The sequence below is a fragment of the Paenarthrobacter sp. NPDC090522 genome (assembly GCF_044769225.1).
GTDB lineage: Bacteria > Actinomycetota > Actinomycetes > Actinomycetales > Micrococcaceae > Arthrobacter.
The window spans coordinates 83,571-96,017 of sequence record NZ_JBIVXL010000005.1 but is presented as its reverse complement, the minus strand read 5'-3'; the positions used below and the strand labels follow the sequence as shown (position 1 = coordinate 96,017).

Here is a 12,447-nt window from a genome sequence, read left to right as displayed (position 1 = left end):
ATGGAACGGGTCGCCTTCCTGATCGAGGACACCGGGGAACACCTCGGCTGCTTGCTGAACCCCGAGACGGTCGTGATGCAACGCACGGCCGGCGTGGAGCCGCGAAGGAGCGCGGGCGGCAAGCTCAGCGGCACCGGGTTGGCGGACGACCCCCTCCTCTTCACCGGCGGCGGCCACACCGAATTGCGGCTGGATCTCCTGTTCGACGTCGACCTCGCGCCGGCGTCGCTCCATGTGCAGGACGTGCGGCAGATGACCCGGCCCATTTGGGCGCTCGCGGAAAACAGCGCCGAAGTGGAGCGGCAACGTCGGCCGCCGTCGGTCCGTTTTGTCTGGGGACGCGCGTGGAACGTGCCGGGTATCGTCACGGAAGTGGCGGAGCGCTTCGACCGTTTCGCGCCCGACGGTTCACCCCTGCGCTCATGGATGCGGATGGTGTTCGTGCGGGTTGGCCAGGCCTCGGATGAGGAAGGCGGCGAGAACTACGAGCTTGCCCAGCGCCTCCCCGCCGTGGACCTGACGGCCCCGCCAGTGGACACCCTTCAGGTCACCGGCGACGGCAGCACCGACCGGGACATGCCAATGCCCGACGGCGGTGACCTCCTTCCCGAGGTGCCGCCGGCTGAGTTGGGGCGGCTTTCCATTGAAGCGTTCGGCACACCCCTGCTCTGGAAGCTGCTCCTGGAGTACAACAACATCGACGACCCCGCCCACTTCAATGGACCCCTCGCTGTCCCGCCGGTCGGTGAGGCGCCATGAGGCAACTCCAGGGCCTTCCCGAGCTCATCGTCACGCTCGGCCGGCGCAGGCTCAGCACCGCGGAGACCGCAGCCATCGTGTCCGTCAACGTGCTCAGTTCCCTGGCGAGGCCTGCCCAATGCCTCATCAGTTGGCGTCCGGGGCCGGGCCGGACAGCCGCAGCCCGGGGCGGAGTGGACCCCGCGCCCGGCGACGCCCTCCGGGTGGAACTTGGCGGCCAACGTACGGCGCTCTTCGCGGGTGAGGTCACGGTGGTGGAGTACAGCTACGGGGCGGACCTTGGCCAGGAAATCCGCGTCCGGGCCTACGATGCTTTACACCGGCTGAGGAAACGCCAATTCACGCGGCTGCACTCCGATACGGACCTTGCCACCCTGGCCAAGACCCTCTGCGACGGGACAGGACTGAACGTGGTGGGCGGCGGCGAGCGCCTGGGCAACGTCTACCAATGCGCCCGAACGGACCTCAGCCTGCTCGTGGAACAAAGCGCCCGCGTTGGCACCTATCCCGTGGTCCACGACGGCACGCTGACCCTCACCGGGCTCGACGGCGACGGCGAACCCGTGGACCTCATGCTCGGCTCCACGCTTCACTCGGCCGAGATCGAACTCAGCCAGGAACCTGCCTTCGCCAGTGCCGCAAGCAACGGCTGGCGCGCGGAGGACGCATCCACCCATGAGGCAACAACCAGCACCTCCAACGCCAAGGCCAGCGTCTCTGCCGACCCGGGCCTGGCCAGCGTGGGTGCAGGCGGACCAGTCCGGAGGGACAACGAACTCCTGGACAACGCTGCGCTCGCGGACGGTTTGGCCCAAGCGGAGTTGGACCTCCGGATGGCCGGGCAGGTGACCGGTATTTTCGTCGCAGAGGGCAATCCCAGGCTCCGGGCTGGCGGCAGGGTCAGGATCGCGGGCGTTGCTTCGAATATCGAGGGCACGTACCTGATCGCGAGCGCCGCGCACCGGCTGGACGGAACGGGGTACGAAACTACAGTGACCACCCGGCCGCCCACCTCTGCACCGGAACGGAGGCCTGATGTGTTCACGCTCGGGATCGTCGTGGACACCGAGGATCCCGAAGCGCGGGCACGGACGCAGGTCCGGCTACCGGCCTTTCCTGACCTCCACACCGCGTGGGCGCCGGTCCTCACACCCGCTGCGGGTCCGGACAAGGGGCTCGTGGCCACCCCCGCTCCGGGCGACGCCGTCCTGGTGCTGCTCCCGGCGAGCGATCCCGCCCAGGCAATCGTCCTCGGCGGTCTCTACGGCCGCGAACAGCCTCCGGACCATAACGTAGGGACGCCCCGGCACAGCCGCTACACCTTCCGGACCGCTGGTGGCCAGCAAGTGATGCTCGACGGCGGTGCCCGCACCGTCAGCTTCACGGACGGCCACGGTTCCTCGGTGGAACTGGGGCCGGACAAGCTCCGCATTACCGCGGCCACTGACCTTGTGCTGGAAGCGCCCGGCAAGGCTATGAAAATCCGCGCGAAGACCGTCGACTTCGAGGAGGCCTGAAGACACCATGAAAATCCTGGTCAAGGAAGCAATCCTGCGTTGCGGGCACGACGGCAAGGTGGAAAACATCCCCTCACAGGAATGGGTTCGTATCAAGGAGTCCGCGATCCTGGTAGCCACGGATCCACAGGGCCGGGACATCAGCATGTGCCCGAATATCGGCATCAACATCAAGCCCTGCAACAAGACCTTGCCCGTGACCAAGGGGTATTCAACGTTCATCAAAATCGGCGGCAAAGCCGTGTGCCTGGACACTGTGGAGGGCTTCACCGACGGGACGCCTCCGGGCGCGGTGAAGTACAACGTCCGACGGCCCAGGCAGACGTTCGTGGAGGCCGGCTCATGACAGGAAGAACATCGTGAGCGCCCCGCGCTACAAGTCCCTGGCCTTCATCCACCCGGACTTCGACGCCACCGCCGGGCTGCCCGGGCTCAGGATCACCCCGGCGGGCAGGCTGGCCATTGTCACGGACGCCGCCTCGGTCCGGCAGGCCCTCCTGCTCCTGCTGAGCACGCGCCCGGGCGAGCGCGTGAACCGCCCGACGTACGGCTGCCACTTGTTCCGCCTCGCGTTCGCTCCTGCCGATGACACCACCGCCGGACTCGCGATCCACTACGTGGCCAAGGCCGTGGAACAGTGGGAGCGCCGCATCACGGTCCTGTCCCTGGACGCGTCGAGATCGCCCGAGAGCGCGGAGATCCTTGAGGTCAGGCTGAAGTACCGGGTCAGGACGTCCCAGCTTGAGGACGAAATCGTCATCGCCTTGCCCGTGGAATCCGGAGGTGCAGCATGAGCCTTCCCGTCCCCAACCTGGATGACCGGAGCTTCGCGGACTTGGTTGCCGGCGCTCGCGAACGGATCCAGCAGATCGCCCCCGAATGGACCGACCTCTCCGTGCACGATCCCGGAATCACCATCGTGGAAGCCTTCGCGTACCTGACCGACACCCTCATGTACCGGCTGAACCGCGTGCCGGACAAGCTGTACGCCGTCTACCTGAACCTGCTGGGCACGTCCCTCTATCCGCCGAGTTGCGCGGAAACCATGCTCGAATTCAGCAGGGCTTCGGCCGCAAACACCGACCAGGAGATCCGCATCCCCCGCGGTACACAGGTCAGTTGCCCACCCGGCGTTCCGGGCACACCCCAGCCGGTCTTTACGACGACGGCGGCAGCCACCCTGGCTTCCGGCCAGGCCAGCGTCCTGGTCCCCGCAGCCGACGTCACCATGTATGACGCCATCCCGATCGGGACGGGAACGGGCCGGCCCGGCCAAAGTTTCGTGATTCCGAATGCGCCGATCGTTTCGGGCGCCGGCTTGGCAATCGCCGTCGAAGTTCCTGCGGGGACGCGGCTGAGCAGCGGCGAGGCGGTGCTGGTTGATGGCAAGGCGTTCCGGTACTGCCAAGAGGTGGAGGCGTTCGCGGACGCGGGTCCCGGGGAGGTGCCGGTGCGGATCGACCGGAGTGCCGGCGTCGCCATGTTCGCCTGGTGGGACGAGGAGTCCGCAGGACGGACCGAGCAAGCGCTGGTACCGGGGCCGGGGGCCGAGGTCCGCGCGTGGTTCCGCAGCGGCGGGGGTGCATCCGGAAACGTGGGCGCAGGGCAGTTGACCGTGCTGAGGACACCCGTGCCCGGCGCGAAAGTCACCAACCCGGAGCCTGCCACTGGTGGCCGGGACGGTGAGTCCCTGGAGAACGCGTTGCGTCGGGCTCCCCAGGATTTCCAGGCCCGGGACCGGGCGGTGACTGTCCGCGATTACGAGGTCCTGGCCAGACGGCACGCCGGTGTTGGCCGCGCCCGTGCCTTCACGCGCCGGGACCTGTGGGCCTTCGCGAAGGCCGGCGAAGTTGAAATCGTGTTGGTTCCGTTCGTCCCCGGTGGCCGAGACGCCGGCCCGCATCCCCTCAGGGCAGCAGAACTTGATGCGCATGCGCGGGACGAAGTGCGCTCTGACGTGGAAAAATACCTGCGCAGGCGGTCCACGGTTGGCGCCGAGCCTGTAGTGCGCTGGGGCCTCTACAAGCAGGTGCTGGTTGACGCCCGGATCGTTGTTCGTCCCGATGAGGACGCCGAGGCCGTGAAGTCCCGGATCGTGGGCCGTCTGTCTGAAGGCATCAGCCCGCTGAGCCCGGATTCGTCGTCATATGGTTCAGGTTTCGGCAAGCCCCTCCGCGTCTCGAACCTTTACCGGGCCATGGAGGAAGCCGAGCCGGGAGTGCAATACGTGGACCGGGTCCGCCTGGAAGTGGACAAGGTTCCGGACACGGACGCTGTGGGACTGGTGCAGGCGGAGGGCCAGGATAATACGTGGTTCGTGGCGCAGGACGGCATGCTCTTCCGGACCACCAACGCCGCCGACGGCTGGGAGGCCTGCGCGGAGTTCACCACCGCAGATGCGGCTGCCGGGTCGGAGGAAACCGTCCGGGCCATCGCGCCCTTCCGTACGCCGGCCCCCGGCCGGGCCGGGCCTGAACGGCATCCCGGAATGGTGGCCGTCAGCACTGTTACTGACACCGGGTCGCGCGTCTACATCAGCGACGACCTTGGCGAATCGTGGCGCAAAACCGCTGAGCTGGGGTTTGTCGTCGCGGATCTGTGCTGGGTGGACCGCCAAGGAGAGCCGCTGCTCCTGCTGGCCGGCGAGCGCGGCCTGTACGAACTTCCCGTCACCGAGGGCGCCATTCCGGTCCAGAACGTGGTGGATGTGAGCCAGCCGGACCGTGGCTTCTATGCGGTGGACGCCCTGGTGGACATCCGTGGCCGGACCGGCGTGGTGGTGGCGGCCGAAGCATCGGCCGGCGTGTGGCTTTCCCCCGATGCCGGGACCGCCGGGAGTTTCAAGCAGGTCAAAGCGGCCGGCGAGGACATCCGCTGCCTGACGGTCCAGTACGACGGCGGCGCGAGCTATGTGTGGCTCGGCCGCGCAGTGCCGGAGGGCACCGGGACGGGATGCCTGCGGTTGAAGATCGACGAACTGGGCCGCACTGATTTCGACCAGGAGTTCATGGATTCCTGGGAGCAGTTCAGCACGGGATGGACCGGCGGCAGTTGCTGGGGTGTGCATGTGATGGGCAATGCGGCCTACGCGGCCACCCAGAGCGGCGGAGTGCTTCGATTGCAGCTGGGGCAGGCGTCGGCCCAATGGAGTGTCCCGGACGTGAACTGCAACCTGCCCTTGCGAGACCGTACCCGGTTCGAACCCGTGCGGTCAGTGTCAGGGGCTGTAGGTCCGGACGGAGCCGCATTGGTACTCGCTGCCGGTCCCAAAGGCGTCTATCGGAGCACCGACAGTGCGGTGTCCTGGGAGAGCTGCACCCGCCGGGTAGTGGAGGACGTCGTCACCCTTCCGGACACGTGGCTGTTCTGCTCGGGCGACCACCGGATCGAGGTGGTCCACGGCAATGGCTGAGACGTCAAAACTCCTGAGAGTGCTGCCCGAAGTGTTCCAGGTGGCGGCAGACACCAGCCCACCCATGCAGGCACTGCTCGCGGTGGCAGAGGACATGCACGCACCCGTCCGGCAAGTCTTGGACGTCATCCATACCGTTCCGGATCCAAGGCGGGCACCGGCGTCGTTGATACCGTTCCTGTCCCGCTGGGTGGACCTGGACTGGCTGACCTTGCCGGGGCCCGAAAGTTCGCGCTCCGGCAGCATCCCCGTCGCCCGGCAGCGGGACTTGATTGCTGCGGCAGCACAGTTGTCTGCCCGCCGTGGCACCGTGGACGGGCTCACCCGTTTCCTTCATCTGGCCACGGGAGTCCCGGGGTTCGACGTCGAATCCGTGCCGGGTACCTTCCATATCAAGGTCTTGGTTCCCGCTGCCGCCGCGGATCAGCTGGAACTGGTCGGCAGGATCGTCAAGGGCGTGAAGCCTGCGCACGTGACGGATGAGCTCATGGTGCGGCCAGCAGGTGGTCCCGATGAATAAGGAGAACCGGACACCCATCCTGGTTGTCCTTGCCTGTGGGGTGATCGCCATCCTGGTGCTGGTCTTCGGGGTGAGCTGCGGCGGCGGGAACAACAACGCGGCTGGTGACTGGCAGGCAGGCTTCTCCGGGGCTGCTGCAGGGGGACGACTCACGGGGGCGGACTTGTTGGTGAGCGGCGGATCCTGTTCCGTCTCCGACGCCCAGCTCACCGTCACCGGAGCCTGCGTGCTCGAGGTGAAGGAATTCGGTGGCGGCCTGTTCTACTTCGGACCACCCACCAAGCGGGCACGGCTGGTTCCACAGCAGCCGGTCACGGTGTCGCTCTTCATCCAGGGAACACGCGCGGAGCAGGACTCCGGCCCCGGCAAGACCGTGGACCTGACGTTTGGAACCTCGGGCGGCCAGTTGGGCCTCATGTGCCGGTCGCTAGGGGCCTGCGTGCTGCAACTGCAGGAAGCGGGCTGACATGACCACGCGCAACACCTCGGCAGCCCGCTGTTTCATCGCTGGGCACCAACAGCATTGCGGTTCCCCCACGAGCTACGCCACCACCAGCCGAGGAGTTAGACCATGACCACCATCACCATGACGTTGAGCTCCCCCGATGTGATCCTGAAGGACGGCAAAGGTTCGCTGACGGCCTCCGTAACCAACGGCTCACCCGGCCCCGAACGGGTGGTCCTGGGCGCCTTCCCCGGGCAGGTGACCAATCCGCCGTCGAAAACGTACACCACCATCCCCAACCCCTTGCGGACCATCGCAGCCGGGGCCACCGAACAGTACGTGGTGAACTTCGATACCGCCGGCGCTGCCGCGGGAAGCTACCCCGTCAAGCTGATCGCGTACTCCGCAGACGACGCCCCGGAAGACTACGCCGATCAAGCCCACGTGGTCACGCTCAACGTGCCGGCGGCCGAGGCACCCAAACCGGCCCCGAAGTTCCCGTGGCTGTGGGTGATCATCGGCGGGGTGGTGCTCCTGGCGATCATCGGGGCGATCCTGTTCTTCGTCTTCAAGGACGCCAACGTGCCGGATGTGAAAACCAAGCCGGAAGCGGAAGCGGTCAAGATCCTCACGGACGCGGGGTTCTCGGTGGGCAGCAGCCAGGTCGAGAGCACCGAAGCCGAAGGCACGGTGGTCAGCCAGGACCCTGCCGGTGGAGAAAAAGCCGGACGAGGCAGCAACGTCAATATCGAGGTCGCCATTCCTGCCCGTCCTACCGTGCCCGACGTCCTGGGCAAGAGGATCGAGGATGCCAAGGCGGCGTTCCAAGCGGCGAAGATCCAATTGGACTTCACCCAGGGATCGCAGTGCTTTGGCTCCGCTTTTGAGCCGCTGTTCCGGCCGTGCATTGTGGTGGGCGTGAACCCGGACGTCGGAACCAAGGTCAACGTCAACGCGCTGGTTCTGGTGCGGACCGAGCCGAGGTCGATCATCGTCGTCGACCCACTGCCCAACATCTGCATGATCAATCCGCAGTTCTGCGTCCAAAGGCTGCAACCTTGAGACGGGTTTACACGCTGGGCCCTGTGACATGAAAAGATCAACCATGCGTCCGATGCAGCACTCCAGCAAACTCCAGAACGTCCGGTACGAACTCCGTGGGCCCATCCTCCAAGCGGCCAAGGCCATGGAAGCCGAGGGTCACCGCATCCTCAAGATGAACCTCGGGGACACCGCACCATTCGGGCTGGAAGCGCCGGAGTCCGTGGTGGTGGACATGATCCACCACATCCGCGGCGCGCAGGGGTACAGCGATTCCAAGGGCATCTTCTCCGCCCGGACCGCGATCTCGCAGTACTACCAAACCCGCGGTCTGATGAACATCGGCGTTGAAGACATCTTCATCGGCAACGGCGTCAGCGAACTCATCTCCATGACCCTGCAGGCCTTCATGGAAAACGGCGACGAAATCCTCATCCCCGCCCCTGACTACCCCCTCTGGACGGCCACCGTCACGCTCACGGGTGGCAAGGCCGTGCACTACCTCTGCGATGAGGACGAGAACTGGTGGCCGAACATGGCCGACGTCGAGGCCAAGATCACCCCGCGTACTCGCGGAATCGTGATCATCAACCCGAACAACCCCACCGGTGCGGTCTACCCGCGGCACATCCTGGACCAGTTCGCTGCTTTGGCACGAAAGCACGATCTGGTGCTGTTCTCGGACGAGATCTACGAGAAGATCCGGTACGTCGATGCCCCACACATCCACACAGCGTCCATTGCGGACGACATCTGCGTGCTCACCTTCAGCGGGCTTTCCAAGGCCTACCGCATGCCCGGCTACCGTGCCGGATGGGTGGCCGTCACGGGACCCTTGGCCGCCACGGCAGCGTACCGGGAGTCCTTGGAACTGCTCGCGTCCCTGCGTTTGTGTTCCAACGTCCCCGCCCAACACGCCATCCAAACCTGCCTGGGCGGATACCAAAGCATCGAAGCACTCATCAAGCCCGGCGGACGCCTCCGCGAACAGCGGGACCTGGCGTGGAAGTTGCTCACTGCCATCCCCGGTGTTTCCTGTGTTCCTGCGGCCGGTGCCATGTACCTGTTCGTTCGGCTAGACCCCGAGATCTACCCCATCGAATCCGACGAGAAGTTTGTCCTCCAACTCCTCCAGGAACAGAAGATCCTCGTCTCCCACGGCACGGCGTTCAACTGGCCCACACCGGACCACTTCCGGTTCGTGATCCTGCCGAATGTGAGGGACATCGAGGAAGCCGTGCGCCGCATCTCCCACTTCCTCGCGGCGTACCGGAACCGCCCCGCGGACTAACCCACCCAACTAGGGGACAGCACATGTCCCACTGAGCGCTCAGTAGTGCATGTGCTGTCCCCTACTTGGGAGAGCACGCGTCCTACCGGGTCGGGTCGATCATGGTCATGCCGGCGACCGTTGCCTTGTCGAAGCCGGGCAACAGCGCCGCTGCTTCGGCCAGGCCAATGGTCCGTTCGATCAGCAGTTGCGGCTGGAGCCGACCCTCCTCGATCAGGGCCATCATGCCCGGGTAATCCACCGCGGCCATGCCGTGGCTGCCCAGCAGATCGAGTTCCCAGCCGATGACGCGGGCCATGGGCACTTGCGGGTTGCCGTTGATGGACGGCAACAGACCGATTTGGACGTGCCGACCCCGCCTGCGAAGGCTGAGGATCGCGTCGGCGCACGTCTGTTCACTTCCGACGGCGTCAACGGCCACGTGGCTGCCTCCGCCGGAGAGGACGCTGACTGCTGCCGGAATGTCGGTGCCGTCCGCAGGCACAGTGTGGTCCGCACCAAGACGTGCGGCCACAGCCAACGCCTCGGGGTTCCGATCCACCGCGATGACCCTGGCCCCCATGGCCTTGGCAATCATCACCGCGCTCAGCCCAACACCCCCTGCTCCCACCACGGTCACCCATTCATCTGGCTTCACCTGCGCCCGGGCCGCGAGCGCCCGGTAGGCGGTGGCGAAGCGGCAGCCGAGGCTGGCCGCCGTCGTAAATTCAACGCTGTCCGGGATGGCAACCAAGTTGCTGTCGGCCGCGTGGAGGGCCACATATTCGGCGAAGGAACCCCAGTGAGTGAAGCCCGGCTGCTCCTGGTCGGGGCAAACCTGCGCTTCGCCGGCCAGGCACCAATCGCATTTTCCGCAGCCGCAGACGAAGGGTGCGGTCACGCGGTCGCCGACGTTCCAGCGCTGCACGCCAGGCCCGACGGCGGCAATCACCCCTGCGAGTTCGTGGCCCGGGACATGTGGCATGGCAATATCGTCGTGCCCGGCCCAGGCGTGCCAGTCACTGCGGCACATACCCGTGGCAACAACCTTCACCACCACGCCGCCGGGCAGGGCTTCCGGCACCGGGACGTCCCGGACCTCGGGCTGGCTACGGACTTCGTCAAAGATCACTGCTCGCACGGATTCGACTCTGTCACACTTCCGGGCTCCCATCCGACATCCCTGATGTAAGGAACACTTCGAAAGGACGAACACCATGCCACGCATCAACATGGGCCGGAGCAACAAGCTCGGCTACGCCGCCGTCATCGGGTTGGAAGGCTACGCCCGCAAGTCCGTGGACCCGGACCTGTATGAACTCATCAAGCTCCGTGCCTCCATCCTGAACGGCTGCGGATTCTGTGTGGACATGCACGCAACCGAGGGCGCCAAGCGCGGCATCCCGTCCCGCAAACTTCACGCCGTCGCAGCCTGGCAGCATTCAAAAGTCTTCTTCGATGCCCGCGAACAGGCCGTGCTCGCCCTGACCGATGCCGTCACCCAACTCGGGCCGGACACCGTCACCGACGAAATCTGGAACGCCGCAGCGACGCACTTTGACGACGGCCAAATGGGTGCCCTGATCCTGGCGATCTCCACTATCAACGTGTGGAACCGGATCGCCGTGAGCACACAGATGGAGCCACCGCTGGACGAGAAGAACCTGCTGGTCTGAGCGGTAACGTGGCAGCATGACGCTTGCAGTCTCGGCCACGGCGGCGTGGCAAAGCGAACGGAACCGCCTTCTGGGCATCGCGTACCGGATGCTCGGCGATTTTGGCCATGCCGAAGACGTGGTGTCGGAAGTCGCGATGGACGCCGTCCGTCAGGAACGGCGTTCCAGCGTGGACTCCTGGCCGGCCTGGCTCACCACCGTGTGCGTTCGGCGCTCCGTGGACCGGGTCCGCCAACTCGCTGCCATACGGGAGGACTACACCGGCCCTTGGCTGCCCGAGCCAGTGGACACGGCCCGGCTACCGGAGGAAACACTGGCCAACCGCGAGCTGTTGTCGCTGACCTTGCTGCACCTTGCCGAGCAATTGGCACCCGAGGCGCGGGCGGCCCTTGTGCTGCACCGCGCCTTCGGGATGTCCGCCCCGGACATCGGGGAAATCCTGGACAAGACACCCGCTGCCATAAGGCAGATGATTTCGCGTTCGGAACGCCGCTTGGACATCGACCCCGACGCACCCGCCCCTCGGGCCAAGGACCGCGCCGCCTTGGAGAAGCTGGTGCTCGCCATCGAGAACGGCGAGATAGACACTGTGGTTGCGATGCTGGACCCGGACGCCGTGCTGTGGGCCGACGGCGGAGGCAAGGTCAAGAGTGCCATAAACCCGCTGTTCGGGGCCGCCAGGATCGCACGGTTCTTCCTGGGCATCCTGGAGAAGGCTGCCGCGCTGCAGCCAGTCACTGCCGATCTCATCGACGTGAACGGCGGGCCGGCGCTGGTGCTCCGGCATTCGGGCCGCGCCGACGTCTTAGTGCTTGACGGCGGCCCTGACGGCGGCATCCGCGGGTTGCGGCAGATCTCGAATCCGGACAAGCTGACGCGGGTTGCGCTGTAACTCTGCCGCGAAACCGCGGGAAAGCTGCCCGTTCGTGGGGAAGCTTCCGCACGAGCAGGCAGGCTTCCCGCGAACCCGGCGCACAGGTAGCCGAGCTAATCCCCCGCCGAACCACTCACCCGCAGCGCGTTGATGATCGCCGGAATGGACCCGATGAGCATGATCAAGGCCCACACCAGCGCCACCACCACGGTCACCAGCGCCCAAAACTGGTCCCCGATGGACACCAACGGCCCCGGCAGGAACCCGTGGATCAGCCCGAGGACCACCTGCAGCAACACGGAGATCACCAGCAGGATCACCAAGCCGGTGACCTTGAGGAACTTCGGCTGGCTCAGGATCAGCAGCACCGCGAACACGATCTTCAGCAGCAACAACAAGCCGAGAATGGCCGCGGCCTGCCCCTTGGGAAAGCTCCCCCACAGCGCCAGGTAGGCAATGGTTCCGAAGGGCGTCGCGACGAACAGCCCGATCATCAGAAACAGTTTGGCCAACGCGAGCAAGGCCGTCAGGAACGCCGCGATCACCCACAGCAGGGTCACGATCAACGTGGCAATTCCTTGGACCCGCCCATAGGTGCGCAGGTTCATCATGAGGCTGAGCCCCAGCATCACCACCGTGAACAGCAACAGCCCATCCAGGAACGCCAGAAAGCCGATGCCCGCCCCCGGAGGATCGGCATCGGCTTTCTGTGTCTTGAGGAAAACCTCCAGCGGAACGCCCAGCTTGTCGGCGTCACCCGGGGAGACAGGATCGACGGCGGTCTGGCCCAGGACCAGGGCCATGCCCACCTCGGTCAGGACTACCAGGGCGAAGACAACGACGGCGGCAATGAAGAACGGCCGGCGCAACGCATCCGGATCCGGCCCGGCACGGAAACCCTCACGAATTGACCACGCTGCGGCCATGGCTCAA

13 protein-coding genes are annotated in these 12,447 nt (G+C 65.9%); 11 read left to right on the top strand and 2 right to left on the bottom strand.

The annotated features are described in order from the left end of the window. The 9 genes from ACIQT2_RS07765 to ACIQT2_RS07725 all read left to right on the top strand — a co-directional run bounded on the left by ACIQT2_RS07765 (window position 1) and on the right by ACIQT2_RS07725 (window position 8,985). Complete coding sequence (locus ACIQT2_RS07765) at window positions 1-759, top strand: hypothetical protein (RefSeq protein WP_402945182.1); 759 nt, start codon at window positions 1-3, stop codon at window positions 757-759. Then, window positions 756-2,276, top strand: coding sequence for a phage baseplate assembly protein V (locus ACIQT2_RS07760; protein WP_402945179.1), 1,521 nt, complete (start codon window positions 756-758; stop codon window positions 2,274-2,276). The genes ACIQT2_RS07765 and ACIQT2_RS07760 overlap by 4 nt, the downstream gene beginning before the upstream one ends. Window positions 2,277-2,283: 7 nt before the next feature. Next, window positions 2,284-2,622, top strand: coding sequence for a hypothetical protein (locus ACIQT2_RS07755; protein WP_402945177.1), 339 nt, complete (start codon window positions 2,284-2,286; stop codon window positions 2,620-2,622). Between the two features lie 13 nt (window positions 2,623-2,635). Then, a complete protein-coding gene (locus ACIQT2_RS07750) occupies window positions 2,636-3,070 on the top strand; it encodes a GPW/gp25 family protein (RefSeq protein ID WP_402945175.1) in 435 nt (144 codons plus the stop codon). Beyond that, complete coding sequence (locus tag ACIQT2_RS07745) at window positions 3,067-5,688, top strand: baseplate J/gp47 family protein (RefSeq protein ID WP_402945172.1); 2,622 nt, start codon at window positions 3,067-3,069, stop codon at window positions 5,686-5,688. The genes ACIQT2_RS07750 and ACIQT2_RS07745 overlap by 4 nt, the downstream gene beginning before the upstream one ends. Then, window positions 5,681-6,208, top strand: coding sequence for a phage tail protein (locus tag ACIQT2_RS07740; RefSeq protein WP_402945169.1), 528 nt, complete (start codon window positions 5,681-5,683; stop codon window positions 6,206-6,208). The genes ACIQT2_RS07745 and ACIQT2_RS07740 overlap by 8 nt, the downstream gene beginning before the upstream one ends. Beyond that, window positions 6,201-6,674 (top strand): hypothetical protein, encoded by a 474-nt coding sequence (locus ACIQT2_RS07735; protein WP_402945166.1) that lies wholly within the window; start codon window positions 6,201-6,203, stop codon window positions 6,672-6,674. The genes ACIQT2_RS07740 and ACIQT2_RS07735 overlap by 8 nt, the downstream gene beginning before the upstream one ends. Before the next feature lie 105 nt (window positions 6,675-6,779). After that, on the top strand, window positions 6,780-7,715 hold the full coding sequence (locus tag ACIQT2_RS07730) for a PASTA domain-containing protein (protein ID WP_402945164.1): 936 nt from the start codon (window positions 6,780-6,782) through the stop codon (window positions 7,713-7,715). A 43-nt stretch (window positions 7,716-7,758) separates the two neighbouring features. Further along, window positions 7,759-8,985 (top strand): pyridoxal phosphate-dependent aminotransferase, encoded by a 1,227-nt coding sequence (locus tag ACIQT2_RS07725; RefSeq protein ID WP_402945161.1) that lies wholly within the window; start codon window positions 7,759-7,761, stop codon window positions 8,983-8,985. An 82-nt stretch (window positions 8,986-9,067) separates the two neighbouring features. Here the strand turns inward: ACIQT2_RS07725 and ACIQT2_RS07720 are convergent, their stop codons facing one another. Next, window positions 9,068-10,105: a zinc-dependent alcohol dehydrogenase family protein gene (locus ACIQT2_RS07720; RefSeq protein ID WP_402945158.1), complete on the bottom strand. Its 1,038-nt coding sequence runs from the start codon at window positions 10,103-10,105 to the stop codon at window positions 9,068-9,070. 76 nt (window positions 10,106-10,181) lie between these two features. Between ACIQT2_RS07720 and ACIQT2_RS07715 the strand changes: the two genes are divergently transcribed. Both ACIQT2_RS07715 and ACIQT2_RS07710 read left to right on the top strand, forming a co-directional pair. Then, a complete protein-coding gene (locus ACIQT2_RS07715) occupies window positions 10,182-10,640 on the top strand; it encodes a carboxymuconolactone decarboxylase family protein (protein ID WP_402945155.1) in 459 nt (152 codons plus the stop codon). Window positions 10,641-10,656: 16 nt separating this feature from the next. Further along, a complete protein-coding gene (locus tag ACIQT2_RS07710; RefSeq protein WP_402945153.1) occupies window positions 10,657-11,532 on the top strand; it encodes a sigma factor-like helix-turn-helix DNA-binding protein in 876 nt (291 codons plus the stop codon). Window positions 11,533-11,627: 95 nt separating this feature from the next. Here the strand turns inward: ACIQT2_RS07710 and ACIQT2_RS07705 are convergent, their stop codons facing one another. Continuing rightward, on the bottom strand, window positions 11,628-12,440 hold the full coding sequence (locus ACIQT2_RS07705) for a hypothetical protein (protein WP_402945150.1): 813 nt from the start codon (window positions 12,438-12,440) through the stop codon (window positions 11,628-11,630). Between the last annotated feature and the right edge of the window lie 7 nt (window positions 12,441-12,447).

Coding starts and splice junctions, on each gene's coding strand:
- ACIQT2_RS07765 (WP_402945182.1), top strand. CDS start 1: ATGGAACGGGTCGCCTTCCTGATCGAGGACACCGGGGAACACCTCGGC.
- ACIQT2_RS07760 (WP_402945179.1), top strand. CDS start 756: ATGAGGCAACTCCAGGGCCTTCCCGAGCTCATCGTCACGCTCGGCCGG.
- ACIQT2_RS07755 (WP_402945177.1), top strand. CDS start 2,284: ATGAAAATCCTGGTCAAGGAAGCAATCCTGCGTTGCGGGCACGACGGC.
- ACIQT2_RS07745 (WP_402945172.1), top strand. CDS start 3,067: ATGAGCCTTCCCGTCCCCAACCTGGATGACCGGAGCTTCGCGGACTTG.
- ACIQT2_RS07740 (WP_402945169.1), top strand. CDS start 5,681: ATGGCTGAGACGTCAAAACTCCTGAGAGTGCTGCCCGAAGTGTTCCAG.
- ACIQT2_RS07735 (WP_402945166.1), top strand. CDS start 6,201: ATGAATAAGGAGAACCGGACACCCATCCTGGTTGTCCTTGCCTGTGGG.
- ACIQT2_RS07730 (WP_402945164.1), top strand. CDS start 6,780: ATGACCACCATCACCATGACGTTGAGCTCCCCCGATGTGATCCTGAAG.
- ACIQT2_RS07725 (WP_402945161.1), top strand. CDS start 7,759: ATGCGTCCGATGCAGCACTCCAGCAAACTCCAGAACGTCCGGTACGAA.
- ACIQT2_RS07715 (WP_402945155.1), top strand. CDS start 10,182: ATGCCACGCATCAACATGGGCCGGAGCAACAAGCTCGGCTACGCCGCC.
- ACIQT2_RS07710 (WP_402945153.1), top strand. CDS start 10,657: ATGACGCTTGCAGTCTCGGCCACGGCGGCGTGGCAAAGCGAACGGAAC.
- ACIQT2_RS07705 (WP_402945150.1), bottom strand. CDS start 12,440: ATGGCCGCAGCGTGGTCAATTCGTGAGGGTTTCCGTGCCGGGCCGGAT.